Genomic DNA, 14,541 nt, shown 5'->3' with positions numbered 1-14,541 from the left:
GGCCTCTCCCCCATCATGCCGGCCATGAATCAGGCCCCCCGCATCGAACATCGCCCTTCCGTGTGCCCGCACGATTGTCCATCCTCGTGCTCGCTCAATGTCGAGGTGATCGAGGGCAAGACCATCGGGCGCGTGCACGGTGCGCAGTCGAACCGCTACACGGCGGGCGTCATCTGCGCGAAAGTGGCGCGTTATGCGGAGCGGATTCATCATCCCGACCGGCTCCTCCATCCGCTGCGCCGCATCGGCCCGAAAGGGTCGGGCCAGTTCGAGCGCATCTCCTGGGATGAGGCGCTCGACATCGTGGCGCGGAAATTTCTGGAGGCCGAGCAGGATTTCGGCGCCGGGTCCGTCTGGCCCTACTACTATGCGGGCACGATGGGCTTCGTGATGCGTGACGGCATCAACCGCCTGCGCAACGTGAAGAACTATTCCGGCCAGTATTCGACGATCTGCACCACGATGGCCTGGACCGGCTACATCGCCGGCACGGGCAAGCTCGCGGGCCCTGATCCGCGCGAGATGGCGCTGTCGGATTGCGTGGTGATCTGGGGCACGAACCCTGTTCACACGCAGGTCAACGTGATGACGCACGCCGCCCGCGCCCGCAAGGAACGCGGCGCGAAGATCGTCGCCATCGACATCTACATGAACGCCACGATGAAGCAGGCCGACATGGCGCTTCTCGTGAAGCCGGGCACCGACGGCGCGCTCGCCTGCGCCGTCATGCATGTTCTGTTCCGCGATGGTTATGCGGATTGGGATTATCTCGAGCGCTACACCGATTGCCCGCGCGATCTGGAAGCGCATCTGCGCACCCGCGATCCCGCCTGGGCCGCCGCGATCACGGGCCTTTCGGTGGAAGAGATCGAGGCTTTCGCAAAACTCGTAGGCGAGACGAAACGCACGTATTTCCGCCTCGGCTACGGTTTTGGCCGTCAGCGCAACGGCGCGATCAACATGCACGCGGCCTCCTGCATCGCGGCGGTGACGGGGTGCTGGCAATATGAAGGCGGCGGCGCTTTCCACAACAACGGCGCGATCTATCATTGGAACAAGACGCTGATCGAAGGGCTCGACGTGCGCGACCCCGCGATCCGCCAGCTCGATCAATCGCAGATCGGGCGCGTGCTGACTGGGGAGCCGCAAGCCCTGCGCCATGGCGGGCCGGTGACGGCGATGCTGATCCAGAACACCAACCCTGTCTCCGTAGCGCCCGAGCAGGAGCTGGTGAAGGCAGGCTTTGCCCGCGAGGATCTGTTCGTGTGCGTCCACGAGCAGTTCATGACAGAAACCGCACTGATGGCGGACATCGTTCTGCCCGCGACCATGTTCATGGAGCATGACGACTTCTATCAGGGCGGCGGGCATCAATATTTCCAACTCGGATTGAAGCTCGTCGAGCCGCCCGGGGAATGCCGTTCCAACCATGAGGTGGTGCGCGAGCTCGCGCGGCGCGTGGGTGCGCAGCATCGCGGCTTCGAGATGGAGCCGCGCGAGATCATCGACTGGACGCTGCAGAATTCCGGCTGGGGCACCATCGAGAATCTGGAAGAACAGGTCCATATCGACGCGCAGCCCTCTTTCCGCGAGGCGCATTATCTCGACGGCTTCGGCTACAAGGACGGCAAGTTCCGTTTCAGGCCGGACTGGACGAAGGTTCCTTCCAAGAACGATGGGCCGATGGGGCCGTGGGCCGATATTCCGGCGCTGCCTGACCATTGGGGCGTGATCGAGGAGGCGACGCCGGATTACCCCTTCCGTCTCGCCACGAGTCCCGCGCGCAATTTCCTCAATTCCACCTTCACGGAAACCCCGACATCTCAGGCGAAGGAGGGAAGGCCGGAGGTGATGATCCACCCGCTGGATGCCGAGCCGCACGGCATCGCGGATGGCGATTGGGTGAAGCTGGCGAATGCGCGCGGCGAGGTCTTCCTGCGCGCCCGCCACTATGACGGTGTGCGGCGGGGTGTGCTGATCGCGGAATCGATCTGGCCGAATGCGGCCCATCCCTTCGGCCGGGGCATCAATACGCTGACCGGGGCGGATCAGGTCGCGCCTTACGGCGGCGCGGCCTTCCACGACAATCGCGTGGCGCTGGTCAAGGAAGAGCCCGCCGTTACTTAAGCCTTAAGCCTGTTTCAACCCGGGCCCTTGACCGGCGTGGACCGAGCCTATCCTTAAAGCTTGTATGCTTTTCTTCTTGCTTGGAGCGTTTCCATGACTTCCGTCATCCGCGCGGCGCTGGCCGCTTTCGCCGTTGCGGCCTCCGCAACCGTCGCTCTCGCCTCGGCCTCCAATACGCCGACGATGTATCAAGTGGACCCCGCGCTGAAGACGGAGAGCATGAGCGAGCTGACGGCCCGCGTGCGCCGTGCCTGCGCCGTCACGCAGGCCAAGATCCAGAGTGCTGATGAGGCCTCCTTCGGGCGCAAGTGCGATTGCTATGCGGGACGCACCATGCGCTCGCTCAGCACCGAGGAAGTGCAGACCTATCGCGATACCGGCGTGTTCGATGACGGAGCCCGCACCAAGGCGCTCAGCGCCATCGACGCCTGCAAGCTCCAGCGCCCGACGATCTGAGCGTCACGACGATTACATGAAGTCATGGCCGGGCTCGTCCCGGCCATGTGCTTTTTGGGGGGCTCAAGCCGGAGAGCGCAGCGCGCCGCCCGCGTTCCAGCCTTTTGCGAAAACCGTGCGGTCACCTTCCAGCCGCGCGTGACCGTCGCAGATCATGCGCAGGGCCTGCGGGTAGATGATGTGCTCCTGCGCCAGCACGCGCGCGGCGAGGGTTTCTTCCGTATCGCCCGGCACCACCGGCACGGCGGCCTGGGCGATGATCGGGCCCGCGTCGAGTTCCGGCACCACGAAATGCACCGTGCAGCCGTGCACGAGCACGCCTTCGGCGAGTGCCCGCTGGTGCGTGTGGACGCCACGGAAGAGCGGCAGGAGAGAGGGGTGGATGTTGATCATCCGGCCCGTCCAGCGCTCCACGAACCACGGCGTGAGCACGCGCATGAAGCCCGCGAGGCAGATGATGTCGATGGCGTGATCGCGAAGGGCGTGGTCCAGTTCTTCCTCGAAGCCCTCGCGACGAGAAAAGACCTTGTGGTCGATGGCGAGCGTGGCGATCCCGGCTTCCTGAGCTCGCGCCAATCCTGCCACGCCCGGGCGATTGGACAGAACGAGGGCGATCTCACCCGGAAAATCCGGGGCGCGGGCGGCCTCGATAAGCGAGGTCATGTTCGATCCGCGTCCGGAAATCAGAATGGCGATGCGGCGGCGGGTCATCAGAGTTTCAAACGTCCCGAGGTCTGGACCTGCTCGCCGCCGTCATGGGTGATAGCCTCGCCGATGCGGATCGGCTTTTCGCCCGCGTTCTGAAGCTGCTTCATCACCTCGTCCGCCTTGTCGGCGGCGGCGAAGACGATCATGCCAATGCCGCAATTGAAGGTGCGCAGCATTTCGCTTTCCACCACGCCGCCGGTCCGGCTGAGCCAGCCGAAGACGGGCGGGACGGGGATCGCGTCGAGATCGAGCCGCACGCCGATGCCGTCGGACAGAACGCGCGGAATATTGTCCGGAAAGCCGCCGCCCGTGATGTGGCAGAGAGCGTTGATGCCGTCCGTCGCCTTCAGCGTGGCGAGAAGCGACTTCACGTAGATCCGCGTCGGCTCCAGAAGAGCCTCGCCGAGAGTCTTGCCCGTCGCGAAGGGAGCGGCATCCGTCCAGGCGAGGCCGGAGCGCTCGACAACGCGGCGCACGAGCGAAAATCCGTTGGAATGAACGCCGGAGGAGGGCAGGCCGATGAGGACGTCGCCCGCCTTCACCGCCTTCGGCAGGAGCGTCCCGCGCTCGGCAGCGCCCACCGCAAAGCCCGCGAGGTCATAATCGCCCTTGGCGTAGAGGCCCGGCATTTCGGCGGTCTCGCCGCCGATCAGCGCGCAACCGGCGAGGCGGCAGCCTTCCGCAATGCCCTTGACGATATGCACGCCCACCTCCGGCGAGAGCTTGCCGGTGGCGAAATAGTCAAGAAACAGCAGGGGCTCGGCCCCCTGAACGATGATGTCGTTCACGCACATGGCGACGAGATCGATGCCGATGGTGTCATGAATGCCGGTATCGATGGCGATCTTGACTTTGGTGCCCACCCCGTCATTGGCAGCGACGAGGATCGGGTCCTTGAAGCCTGCAGCCTTGAGGTCGAAAAGGCCACCGAAACCGCCGATCTCCGCATCCGCGCCGGGGCGGCGGGTGGATCGCACCAGGGGCTTGATCTGGTCGACCATGTCGTTGCCCGCGTCGATGTCGACGCCCGCTTGGGCATAAGTCAGGCCGTTCGTCTTCTTCTCGGTCATGGCACACCTCGTCTTGCGTTGGGGAGTAAGGCGAGAGAGGGCGGGAGGCAAGGGTTTTTGCGTTCCCTCTCGAGCCGTATCGTCATGGAGGAAGGAGCTTGAGAAAATCCTCGAAGCGCTTGCCTGGTTCGGGAGCGAAACGCTCCTCGGTCTCCGTCACGCTCCGGAAGCGTTCGAGCCGGAAATTTCTGAAATCCTGTCGCTCCTCGCACCAGGCGGTCAGCAGCCAGAGGAGGTCGAAGGCTGTCAGCCCCACGGGGCGCAGCCGGCGTTCGGTGATCTGGTCCTGAAGGTCGCAATAGACTGCTTTGACGACGCGCCGGTTCCGGATGGCGTGGCGCAGGAGACGCAGCACGCCGGCTTCGTCTGCTGCGGTATCGCTTCGGCGTTTTGCCACGTTGAGTGGCACCTCGTCGGGTGTGCGCTTCGCATCGCCACGCAGCACCTGCGCGATCTTGGCGGCGGCCCGATGGCCTGCCTCGGCCAAATCGGGATCGGCGCGGGCCGCGACCATGCGGGTGCCGAGGATGATGGCCTCGAGCTCGTCCTCATCGAACATGAGCGGCGGCAGGAAAAAGCCCTTGCGCAACATGTAGCCGACGCCCGCCTGCCCCTCGATGGGAGCGCCCAGGTCCTGCAGCACTCCCATGTCGCGGTAGATCGTGCGCATGGAGACGCCCAGCTCCGCGGCGAGGTCTTCGGCGCTCTTCGGCGTGCGGAGACCCCGCAACCGGTCGAGAATCTGGAACAGGCGAACGACGCGCATGAGATGAGGATATCTGGTTGCTCCTGACGGAAACTGTCAGGAGGGGGCGGGCATGTCCATCCCTGCCCAGGCAGTCAAGCCTGGATTAACAGGAGAAACGAGAATGGCTTTCGAGATCCCCCTCTATCGCTTCCGCAAGGACGTTAGCTTCGAGGATGCCAAGCGCGTGGCGCTCGGCCTGAACGAGTTCCTGCGCACGGCGCCGGGCTTCAAGACCCGGAGCACCTATTACGACGACAAGAGCGATGTATGGATCGATGTGGTCGAATGGGAAACGATGGAGCTGGCGCTTCAGGCCCTGGACGATTTCTCGAAGTCGCCGTCCTTTGCAGAATTCGTCAAGCTCGCCGATCCAGACTTCAACCTCATGCACCATGGGAATCTGATCCAGACGTTCAGAGTGTGAATGGCCGAGCGTCATGAGCGACCCTTCCACGTCGCCCGGGGATCCGCCTCTTAAGCCCCGGGGGACGTGGATGGCCGAGAAGGGGCTGCATTATCCCCACCCGCCAGACCCGGGTGATTGAACTCCGCCGCGCGAGCGGCCATCATCGCCCGGATGACCATTCCGAACATCATCACCATCGGCCGCCTCATCATCGTGCCTATCGTGCTCGTCATGATCATGCAGGGGAGGTGGGTTTCCGCCTTCATCCTTTTCGTCGTGGCCGGCGTCTCGGACGCCGTGGATGGCTTCATTGCCCGGCGCTTCAACATGCAGAGCGAGTTCGGGGCCTATATTGACCCCCTTGCTGACAAGGGTCTTCTGGTCTCGATCTATGTGACGCTGGCCATCGTAGGGGCTATCCCGAGTTGGCTCGCCATCGTCGTGGTGTCGCGGGATGCGATGATCGTCTCCGCCGTGCTCCTGTCCTGGGTCATGGGGCGTCCGGTGGAAATCAGGCCCCTCATTGTGAGCAAGCTCAACACCGTCGGTCAGATCGCCTTTGCAGCCTTTGCTCTTGCGACAAACGCCTTCGGAATAAACCTTGGAGGACTTGAGGATATCGCCATGTTCATCGTGGCCGCCTTGACCGTCGTCTCCGCCGGTGCCTATCTCGGAGACTGGCTGCGGCATATGGCGGCCTGAATTCGCTTTTCTTAGGGGTAGAAGCCGGATGTCGCTTCAAAGGCAGCTCGTATTCTGGGGCCTCGCGCTGGCGGTCACGGTGTTTTTCCTGGCCACCCTGCGCGAGATCCTTCTGCCTTTCGTCGCGGGTTTCGCACTGGCCTATCTCCTCGACCCGCTGGCGGACCGGCTGCAGCGGATCGGCATCGGGCGGCTGGGGGCGAGCATCCTCATCCTCGTTATCTTCGTCCTCCTCTTCATCGTTACCCTCGTCGTTCTCATTCCGCTGGTCGCGCAGCAGGTCGAGGCTTTCGTGGAAAAGTTGCCCGGCTATGTCGACCGCCTGCAGCAACTGGCGATCCAGGAGGGCGGGCCGCTTCTGGAGCGGCTCGGGGGATCGAGCGCCCTGTCCGAAATCAAGACCTCTGTCGGCAATCTGGTTTCCCAGGGCCTGCAATGGCTCGGCGGGGTCTTCCAGTCGCTCCTGTCCGGCGGACGGGCGCTGGTGAGCATCATGTCCCTTCTCGTCGTCACGCCGGTGGTGGCTTTCTACATGCTGGTGGATTGGGACCGCATGGTGAGCACGGTGGATTCCTGGCTCCCCATGAAGCAGCGGGACACGATCCGCGCCATCTTCCGCGACATCGACCGCGCCATTGCCGGCTTCGTGCGCGGGCAGGCGATGGTGTGCCTGATCCTCGGCACGTTCTACGCCGTGGGCCTGAGCGTGGTGGGGCTCAATTTCGGCGTGCTGATCGGCATGGGTTCGGGGCTGTTGAGCTTCATCCCCTATGTCGGCTCGCTCACCGGCCTGATCCTGTCCGTCGGTGTCGCCATCGTCCAGTTCTGGCCGGACTGGACATGGATCCTGGCGACGCTCGCCATTTTCGTGTTCGGCCAGTTCGTCGAAGGCAACATCCTCTCCCCGAAGCTCGTCGGGGAATCCGTCGGCCTGCATCCGGTGTGGCTGATGTTCGCGCTCTTGGCTTTCGGCACCCTGTTCGGGTTCGTCGGGCTTCTTCTCGCCGTGCCGCTGGCGGCGTCCATCGGCGTTGTCGCCCGCTACGCCCTGAAGGAATATCTTTCGAGCCCGCTCTATCGCGGAACAAACCGCAAGGCCGATCTCGATGCGTGAGGCCCCCAAGCAGCTCGCCCTCGACCTGCCGGTGGAAACCCGGTTCGAGCGGGAAGATTTCCTCGTCAGCCCCTCCAACGAACTGGCCTATGGCTTGATCGAACGGTGGCCCGACTGGCCTGACAACATCCTGATCCTGAAAGGCCCGCGCGGCAGTGGTAAAAGCCATCTCGCCGCGATCTGGGCGACGGGCGCTCATGCCTGGAGCGTCGATGCCTTCGAGGTCACGGGGGACAAGGTTCCTCACCTTGTCTCCAACGGCGCTCTCGCCATCGAGGATGCCGACCGGGCCGAACTCGACGAGGCGGCCCTGTTCCACCTGCTCAACCTCGCCCGGGAGCGCAAGGCCTTCATCCTCATCACCTGTGAGACGTCGCCGGACGGGTGGGGGCTCAAAACGCCCGATCTGCTCTCGCGCCTGCGCCTCGCGCCGACCGCCGTTCTTGATCCGCCAGACGATGCGCTTTTGAAGGCGGTTCTCGTGAAGCTCTTTGTCGACCGCCAGCTCGTGGTCGACACGACGGTTGTGGACTACATTGCCCTCAGGATCGAGCGATCCCTGTCGAAGGCCGCCGAATTCGTCGCGGCTTTGGACAAGGAGGCCTTGAGCCGTGGACGGCGCGTCTCCCGCGCCATCGCCGCCGAAATCCTCGGCTCCGCGCAGGATACGGAAGAGATCGAGTGAAGACACCGTCGTCGAAACGTCGTGAAACCGTCGTCAAATCCAAGGCAAAGCGGAAACCGCGCAAAAAGGCGGAGGGCGAGGTCGTGGTGAAGGAGCTGATCCTGGAGGACGTCGAGATCGTCAGCGATGCGCCGCAGCCCAAGGCCCCGCCGGATATCGATCTCGACGGCGCGGCCCTGCGGCAATTCCCGCAGCGTTTCGTGAATCGCGAACTGTCCTGGCTCCAGTTCAACAGGCGTGTGCTGGAAGAGGCGTCGAACACGAACCACCCTCTTCTGGAGCAACTGCGCTTTCTTTCCATCTCCGCGGCGAACCTTGACGAGTTCTTCATGGTTCGCGTGGCGGGTCTGCGTGGCCAGGTCCGCTCCAATGTCGGCACCCTGTCGCAGGACGGACTGTCCCCGCAGGAGCAGCTGGTGAAGATCGCGGCCGAGGTCTCGAGCCTCGCTTCCGATCAGCAGCGGCGCTGGCACGACCTGAAGGACGTTCTTCTGGAAGAGGGCATCGTCCTCGTGGACGGGCCCGATCTCGCAAAGGCCGAGGCCGTGTGGCTGGAGGATTATTTCCTCAGCCACGTCTTCCCCGTGCTGACGCCGCTTGCCATCGACCCGGCGCACCCGTTCCCGTTCATTCCCAATCTCGGATTGTCCATCGCCCTCAAGCTCGCGCGGCAGAGCGACGGAAAGGTGCTGAACGCGCTGATCCGCCTGCCTTCGAAGGTCGAGCGGTTCATCCGCCTGCCCGATCTCGCCGAGACCGGCGCGACGCGTTTCATCGCGCTCGAGCAGGTGATTGTGCTCTACACGGGCCGTCTCTTCCCTGGCTACAGCGTGCAGGGGCAGGGCGCCTTCCGCGTCATCCGCGATTCCGATCTCGAAGTGGAGGAAGAGGCGGAAGACCTCGTGCGTCTGTTCGAAACCGCGCTCAAGCAGCGCCGGCGCGGCAGCGTGATCCGCCTCGAGGTCGAGGCCGCGATGCCGGAGGACCTGCGCCAGTTCGTCGCCGAGGAATCCGAAATCGCCTTCGAGACCGAGCTCTTCGTCGTCGAAGGCATGCTGGCCTTGAACGACCTGTCGCAGCTTGTCGGACTGGAGAGGCCGGACCTCAAGTTCAAGCCGTATATTCCGCGCTTTCCGGAGCGCATCCGCGAGCACAGCGGCGATTGCTTCGCCGCCATCCGGCAGAAGGATCTCATCGTCCACCACCCGTATGAGTCCTTCGATGTGGTGGTGCAGTTTCTGCGCCAGGCCGCGCGCGATCCGAACGTGGTGGCGATCAAGCAGACGCTTTACCGGACCTCGCCGGATTCACCCATCGTTGCTGCTCTTGCCGAGGCAGCGGAGGCGGGCAAGTCCGTCACCGCGCTCGTTGAGCTCAAAGCCCGCTTCGACGAGGAAGCCAACATCTTCTGGGCGCGCAATCTGGAGCGTGCCGGCGCACAGGTCGTGTTCGGCTTCATCGAACTGAAGACGCACGCCAAGCTCTCGATGGTCGTGCGGCGCGAAGGCGGGCAGCTCATCACCTATTGCCATGTCGGCACGGGCAACTACCACCCGATCACCGCGCGCATCTATACGGATCTTTCCTTCTTCACCGCCGATCCTGCGATCGGGCGCGACATTTCGCGTATCTTCAATTTCGTCACCGGTTACGCGGAGCCTGCGGAAATGGAGCGCATGGCGGTGTCTCCGCTGACGCTGAAGAAGCGCCTGTTGCAGCATATCGATGAGGAAATCGCACACGCCAAGGCTGGGCGCTCGGGCGCGATCTGGCTCAAGTGCAATTCCCTTGTCGATCCGAGCATCATCGATGCGCTCTACGACGCGAGCGCGGCGGGAGTGCAGATCGATCTCGTGGTGCGCGGCATCTGCTGCCTGCGGCCCGGCATCAAGGGATTGTCCGAGAACATCCGCGTGAAGTCGATTGTCGGGCGCTTCCTCGAACACACCCGCATCTATGCCTTCGGCAACGGGCAGGGCCTGCCAAACCCTAAGGCTCACGTCTATATTTCCTCGGCCGACCTCATGCCCCGCAATCTGGAACGCCGGGTCGAATCCCTGTTGCCGATCCTGAATCCGACTGTGCATCAACAGGTCCTCGATCAGATCATGCTCGCCAACCTCCTCGACAACGAACAAAGCTGGACGCTTCTGGCCAACGGCACGAGCCGGCGCATCGTTTCCGCTCCGGGCGAAGAGCCCTTCAATGCACACAAGTTCTTCATGACCAATCCAAGCCTGTCAGGCCGCGGCAAATCCCTGAAAACATCGAGCCCGCGCGCGCTCGCGAAACGGGGGCTGCGTTAAGCGATGCCGTCACGCGAGGCACAGGGGCGGCTTAAAGTCGGCCGCCCGATTGCGATCATCGACATCGGGTCGAACTCGGTGCGTCTGGTGGCCTATGAGGGCATCACGCGCGCGCCGACGCCTATCTATAACGAGAAGGTGCTGTGCGGCCTCGGCCGCCATGTCGCGACGACGGGGCGGCTCGACGACGATGCCGTCGAGCGTGCCTTGCGGGCGCTCGCCCGGTTTCGCGTGCTTTGCGAAACGATGGACGTGTCGAAGGTCTTCGTCCTCGCGACCGCAGCCGCCCGTGATGCGACGAACGGGCCTGCCTTCCTGAAAGCCGCTGCGGCGGCCTGCGGGCAAAAGGTCCAACTGCTTTCCGGCGCGCAGGAGGCTGCATTTTCAGCCTATGGCGTCGTTTCCGGCTTCTACGATCCGGACGGCCTCGTGGGCGATCTCGGCGGCGGCAGTCTCGAACTCGTCGACGTGAAGGGGGCGAGTGTCGGGGAGGGCGTCACTATGCCCCTCGGCGGCCTTGCGCTGCAGGATCTTAGCGGCGGCTCTCTCAAGAAAGCGCAGAAGATCGTTCGCGCCGCCCTCGAGCGCCAGACCGAACAACTTGAACATCTGCGCGGACGAACCTTCTATGCCGTCGGTGGAACGTGGCGCGCCCTGGCGCGGCTTCACCAGGCCTCGCGCGACTATCCGCTGCATGTCATGCATGCCTACACCATCAAGCCCGATGACGGCCTCGACTTCCTGCAACTGGTCGAGCGCGTGGACGCGCGGACGCTGAAGGACATCGAGAGCGTGTCGGAAGCCCGCCGCCCGCTTCTCGCCTATGGCGCCATCGTGCTGGAGGAGATTTTGCGTCTCGGGCAGCCGAAGGAAGTCGCGATCTCCGCGCTCGGTGTCCGTGAAGGGCTGCTTTACGACAAGCTGGCCCCGGAAACCCGCGCGCTCGATCCACTGCTTTCGGCGGCGGGGGATCTCAATCTCCTGCGCTCGCGCTCCGCCCGCCACGGCGAGGAGTTGTGGGACTGGACCTGCCGGTTCTTCGAAACCGTCGGCCTGCCGGAAACCGAGAACGACAAGCGCTTGCGTCATGCGGCCTGCCTCCTCGCCGATATCGGATGGCGCGCGCATCCGGATTATCGCGGCGAGCAGAGCCTCAACCTTCTCGCCTATGGCGCGTTCTCCGGCATCGACCATCCGGGCCGCGCCTATCTCGCGCTCTCGATCTTCTTCCGGCACGAGGGGCTCTCGCCCGACAAGGTCAGCTCCCGCATCAAGACGCTGGCGGGCATCAAGCTGATGGAGCGCGCGCGCATTCTCGCCGCGCTCATGCGCATCGCCTATCCGGTTTCGGTGGCGATGGAAGGAATCCTTCCCCGCACCCCGCTCGTCGCGCGGGGGCAGCAGGCCGTGCTGCAATTGCCCGGCGATCTGAAGGAACTGGCGAGCGACCGGCTGGTGGGGCGCGTCAGGGCTCTTGGCAAACTGCTCGATCTGGAGCCCCGGATTGAGATCGTCTGAGGTCCGTATTCTCGTTACCATCGCAGAAGGCCACGGCCACGGTGTCCAACTATTGTCGTATTCGACCTCATTGTCTTTGCTGAAATTGACCCTAGTTGAGTTGCGCGCCAAGCGCTACCATACGCTGCAATGAGAATATGAACCTGCCATGAGGGAACCTATGTCGACCATCGACCTCGACGCCATCCGCAACGCGAAACGGTCAAGCGATCCTTATGATTTCTTGCTCGGGTCCAACATCCTGAAGGCCGATGCCATCGACGACCTGCGCCGTGATTTTCCCAACATCACGAAGCCGGGCTACCTGACCGTGGACGAAGTCGATCTTCATGGCCGCTTCAAAAAGCTGATCGAAGAGCTTGAGGGCCCCGAACTGACGGAAGAGCTTTCCCGCAAATTCGGGCAGGACCTGCACCAATATCCGCGCCTGACGACGATCATGAAGCGTTCGCAGCCGAAATACGGCGCGATCCACACCGATGGCCCTTCCAAGGTCATGACCATGCTCGTCTACATGAACGACGACTGGGGCACCGATGACGGTGGCCGCCTGCGCGTTCTCTACGACAGCGAGAACTTTGAACCCTATGCGATGGAAGTGCCGCCCGTCATGGGCACGGTCTTTGCCTTCCTGCGTTCCGACAATTCCTGGCACGGCCATCGTCCCTTTGTCGGCGAGCGCAAGGTGGTTCAGATCGCCTGGGTCAAGAGCCAGGCGGACGTCGACCGCAAGAAGAAGCACAACCGCATCGCCCAGGTCTTCAAGGGCATCTTCGGGCGGTAAACGCTTAGCCAAACCTGCGCTTGCGACATGCGATGTTGTCGCGGAATCTGGGTTCTCGATTCTCCGTCGAGGACCCTTTTTCATGTCGGACATCAAGACCAAAATCAGCCGGGTCGTCTACGAGAACCGCTGGATGCGCGTGCGCGAGGATGAAATTCTCCGGCGCGACGGTTCTCGTGGCCTCTACGGCGTCGTCGAGAAAGCCGATTTCGCGGTGATCGTCCCGGTGGAAGACGGCAGGATCCACCTCGTGGAGCAGTATCGTTATCCTGTCGGCGGACGTTACTGGGAACTGCCTCAAGGCTCATGGGAACAATCGCCCGGTATCGACCCGCTTGATCTCGCCTGCGCAGAGCTGCGCGAAGAGACGGGTCTCATCGCCCATCGCATGGCCTATGTCGGCCACCTCTTCGATAGCTACGGCTACTCGACGCAGGGCTATCACATCTATTGGGCTGAGGGACTGGAATTGGGCGAGATGGCGCGGGAGCACGAGGAACAGGACATGATCTCCCGAAGCTTCCCCATCGCTGAGGTCGATGCGATGATTTTACAGGGCAAAATCAAGGATTCCGCGACGGTCGCGGCCCTAGGGTTGGCGCGGCTGAGGGGGGGGGCTGAGCTGAAGAAGCTTGGCGACACGGGCTCGGAGCGATTATTCCACCGCCCGCAGCGCCACGCGTCCGCGATCCAGCACCAGGCTCAACTGTCCGCCCTTCAGCGCCAGCGCCTTTTCCCCGAAGAGCGTACGCCGCCAGCCGTGGAGGGAAGGGACGTCCGCCGTGTCGCTTTCGGCGATAGCTTCCAGCTCCTCGACGGTGGCGATGATCTTGGGCGCAACGCCCTCGTTCTCGGCGACGGCCTTCAGGAGCACCTTGAGGAGATCGACCACCGCGCCCGTGCCGCTGCGTCCGCGGGGACGTTCGGGCATGGGAATGCTGGCGGGGTCGCGGGCAAGGCCACGCTCCACGGCCTCCAGAATGTCGCCGCCGGTCTTGGAACGCTCGAAGCCGTTCGGGATCGAGCGCAGACGTCCTAGGGCCTCGACGCTGCGGGGTGCGGAAACGGCGACGTCGATCAGGGCGTCGTCCTTGAGAATACGCCCGCGCGGCACGTCCCGGCTTTGCGCCTCGCGCTCCCGCCAGGCGGCGATCTCCATCAACACCGCGACTTCCTTGGTCTTGCGCAGGCGTCCGCCGAGGCGTTTCCAGGCGCCCTCAGGGTCGGCCTGATAGGTCGCGGGGGAGGTGAGGACGGACATTTCCTCGGCCAGCCATTCGAGGCGGCCATTGGCCTGCAACTGCTCCATCAGCGCCTCGTACACCTTCACCAGATGGGTGACGTCGGACAGGGCATAGACGAGCTGGGCCTCCGTCAGCGGGCGGCGGGACCAGTCCGTGAAGCGGGAGGACTTGTCGACCCGTGCCTTGGCGAGGTCGTTCACCAACTGCTCGTAGGAGACCGAGTCGCCATAGCCGCAGACCATCGCCGCGACCTGGGTGTCGAAGAGCGGGTGAGGCAGGATCTTTCCGAGATTCCAGACGATTTCCAGATCCTGCCGGGCGGAGTGGAAGACCTTGGTGACGCGTTCGTTCGCCATCAGCGCCATGAAGGGCGCGAGGTCGAGATCGGGCGAAAGGGGGTCGATGAGATAGGCATCATCCGGATCCGGCCCCGCCATCTGGATCAGGCACAACTTCGGGTAATAGGTCGTTTCCCGCAAAAACTCGGTATCGACCGTAACGAAGGGGTGGGCCGCAAGGCGGGCGCAGGTGTCGGCAAGGGCGTCGGTGGTGGCAATCAGGTTCATGGACCCCGTTTTAGCGGAAGCGGGGCGGCGATGCGACTCCCGCAGTGCATCAATCCCCCGTAAGTGCACGCTTCCGGGCCGTGAAAGGGGGCGTATTTCACCCTTCC

Annotated in this window: 13 protein-coding genes and 1 pseudogene; 10 read left to right on the top strand and 4 right to left on the bottom strand. The window is 63.6% G+C overall.

Annotation, left to right across the window (positions count from 1 at the left end; genetic code table 11):
- Positions 1-24 precede the first annotated feature (24 nt).
- Positions 25-2,127, top strand: coding sequence for a molybdopterin-containing oxidoreductase family protein (locus DQW91_RS14000; RefSeq protein WP_112664259.1), 2,103 nt, complete (start codon positions 25-27; stop codon positions 2,125-2,127).
- Positions 2,128-2,220: 93 nt separating this feature from the next.
- Entirely contained in the window at positions 2,221-2,583 is a 363-nt protein-coding gene (locus DQW91_RS13995) for a hypothetical protein (RefSeq protein ID WP_112664342.1), read from the top strand.
- A 63-nt stretch (positions 2,584-2,646) separates the two neighbouring features.
- Here DQW91_RS13995 and purN read toward each other — a convergent pair whose 3' ends face one another.
- The 3 genes from purN to DQW91_RS13980 all read right to left on the bottom strand — a co-directional run bounded on the left by purN (position 2,647) and on the right by DQW91_RS13980 (position 5,127).
- Positions 2,647-3,294 carry a phosphoribosylglycinamide formyltransferase gene (purN, locus tag DQW91_RS13990; RefSeq protein WP_112664258.1) on the bottom strand — a complete coding sequence of 216 codons (648 nt, stop codon included), beginning with the start codon at positions 3,292-3,294 and terminating at the stop codon, positions 2,647-2,649.
- Entirely contained in the window at positions 3,294-4,361 is a 1,068-nt protein-coding gene (gene purM / locus DQW91_RS13985) for a phosphoribosylformylglycinamidine cyclo-ligase (RefSeq protein WP_112664257.1), read from the bottom strand. The genes purN and purM overlap by 1 nt, the downstream gene beginning before the upstream one ends.
- A gap of 82 nt (positions 4,362-4,443) precedes the next feature.
- The gene (locus DQW91_RS13980) at positions 4,444-5,127 is read right to left on the bottom strand and encodes a helix-turn-helix transcriptional regulator (RefSeq protein ID WP_112664256.1); all 684 of its coding nucleotides are present in this window, start codon (positions 5,125-5,127) and stop codon (positions 4,444-4,446) included.
- A 103-nt stretch (positions 5,128-5,230) separates the two neighbouring features.
- Between DQW91_RS13980 and DQW91_RS13975 the strand changes: the two genes are divergently transcribed.
- From DQW91_RS13975 to DQW91_RS13940, 8 genes and pseudogenes are all read left to right on the top strand, one after another.
- Positions 5,231-5,533: a hypothetical protein gene (locus DQW91_RS13975; RefSeq protein ID WP_112664255.1), complete on the top strand. Its 303-nt coding sequence runs from the start codon at positions 5,231-5,233 to the stop codon at positions 5,531-5,533.
- A gap of 153 nt (positions 5,534-5,686) precedes the next feature.
- Positions 5,687-6,217, top strand: coding sequence for a CDP-alcohol phosphatidyltransferase family protein (locus DQW91_RS13970; RefSeq protein ID WP_112664341.1), 531 nt, complete (start codon positions 5,687-5,689; stop codon positions 6,215-6,217).
- A 28-nt stretch (positions 6,218-6,245) separates the two neighbouring features.
- A complete protein-coding gene (locus DQW91_RS13965) occupies positions 6,246-7,331 on the top strand; it encodes an AI-2E family transporter (RefSeq protein ID WP_112664254.1) in 1,086 nt (361 codons plus the stop codon).
- Positions 7,324-8,016, top strand: coding sequence for a P-loop NTPase family protein (locus tag DQW91_RS13960; protein ID WP_112664253.1), 693 nt, complete (start codon positions 7,324-7,326; stop codon positions 8,014-8,016). The genes DQW91_RS13965 and DQW91_RS13960 overlap by 8 nt, the downstream gene beginning before the upstream one ends.
- 116 nt (positions 8,017-8,132) lie before the next feature.
- Positions 8,133-10,322 (top strand): RNA degradosome polyphosphate kinase, encoded by a 2,190-nt coding sequence (locus DQW91_RS13955; RefSeq protein ID WP_245411047.1) that lies wholly within the window; start codon positions 8,133-8,135, stop codon positions 10,320-10,322.
- A gap of 3 nt (positions 10,323-10,325) precedes the next feature.
- On the top strand, positions 10,326-11,840 hold the full coding sequence (gene ppx / locus DQW91_RS13950) for an exopolyphosphatase (RefSeq protein ID WP_112664252.1): 1,515 nt from the start codon (positions 10,326-10,328) through the stop codon (positions 11,838-11,840).
- 160 nt (positions 11,841-12,000) lie between these two features.
- Positions 12,001-12,624 (top strand): 2OG-Fe(II) oxygenase, encoded by a 624-nt coding sequence (locus tag DQW91_RS13945; protein WP_112664251.1) that lies wholly within the window; start codon positions 12,001-12,003, stop codon positions 12,622-12,624.
- Positions 12,625-12,706: 82 nt separating this feature from the next.
- A pseudogene (locus DQW91_RS13940) lies at positions 12,707-13,159 on the top strand (NUDIX domain-containing protein); the annotation flags it as partial.
- 120 nt (positions 13,160-13,279) lie between these two features.
- Here DQW91_RS13940 and rnd read toward each other — a convergent pair.
- Positions 13,280-14,434 (bottom strand): ribonuclease D, encoded by a 1,155-nt coding sequence (gene rnd / locus DQW91_RS13935; RefSeq protein ID WP_112664250.1) that lies wholly within the window; start codon positions 14,432-14,434, stop codon positions 13,280-13,282.
- Positions 14,435-14,541 lie beyond the last annotated feature (107 nt).

It is taken from the genome of Microvirga flavescens, from assembly GCF_003290125.1.
GTDB lineage: Bacteria > Pseudomonadota > Alphaproteobacteria > Rhizobiales > Beijerinckiaceae > Microvirga > Microvirga flavescens.
The sequence above is the reverse complement of the archived record's forward strand: the minus strand, read 5'-3'. Positions and strand labels throughout refer to the sequence as shown.

Coding starts and splice junctions, on each gene's coding strand:
- DQW91_RS14000 (WP_112664259.1), top strand. CDS start 25: ATGAATCAGGCCCCCCGCATCGAACATCGCCCTTCCGTGTGCCCGCAC.
- DQW91_RS13995 (WP_112664342.1), top strand. CDS start 2,221: ATGACTTCCGTCATCCGCGCGGCGCTGGCCGCTTTCGCCGTTGCGGCC.
- purN (WP_112664258.1), bottom strand. CDS start 3,294: ATGACCCGCCGCCGCATCGCCATTCTGATTTCCGGACGCGGATCGAAC.
- purM (WP_112664257.1), bottom strand. CDS start 4,361: ATGACCGAGAAGAAGACGAACGGCCTGACTTATGCCCAAGCGGGCGTC.
- DQW91_RS13980 (WP_112664256.1), bottom strand. CDS start 5,127: ATGCGCGTCGTTCGCCTGTTCCAGATTCTCGACCGGTTGCGGGGTCTC.
- DQW91_RS13975 (WP_112664255.1), top strand. CDS start 5,231: ATGGCTTTCGAGATCCCCCTCTATCGCTTCCGCAAGGACGTTAGCTTC.
- DQW91_RS13970 (WP_112664341.1), top strand. CDS start 5,687: ATGACCATTCCGAACATCATCACCATCGGCCGCCTCATCATCGTGCCT.
- DQW91_RS13965 (WP_112664254.1), top strand. CDS start 6,246: ATGTCGCTTCAAAGGCAGCTCGTATTCTGGGGCCTCGCGCTGGCGGTC.
- DQW91_RS13960 (WP_112664253.1), top strand. CDS start 7,324: ATGCGTGAGGCCCCCAAGCAGCTCGCCCTCGACCTGCCGGTGGAAACC.
- ppx (WP_112664252.1), top strand. CDS start 10,326: ATGCCGTCACGCGAGGCACAGGGGCGGCTTAAAGTCGGCCGCCCGATT.
- DQW91_RS13945 (WP_112664251.1), top strand. CDS start 12,001: ATGTCGACCATCGACCTCGACGCCATCCGCAACGCGAAACGGTCAAGC.
- rnd (WP_112664250.1), bottom strand. CDS start 14,434: ATGAACCTGATTGCCACCACCGACGCCCTTGCCGACACCTGCGCCCGC.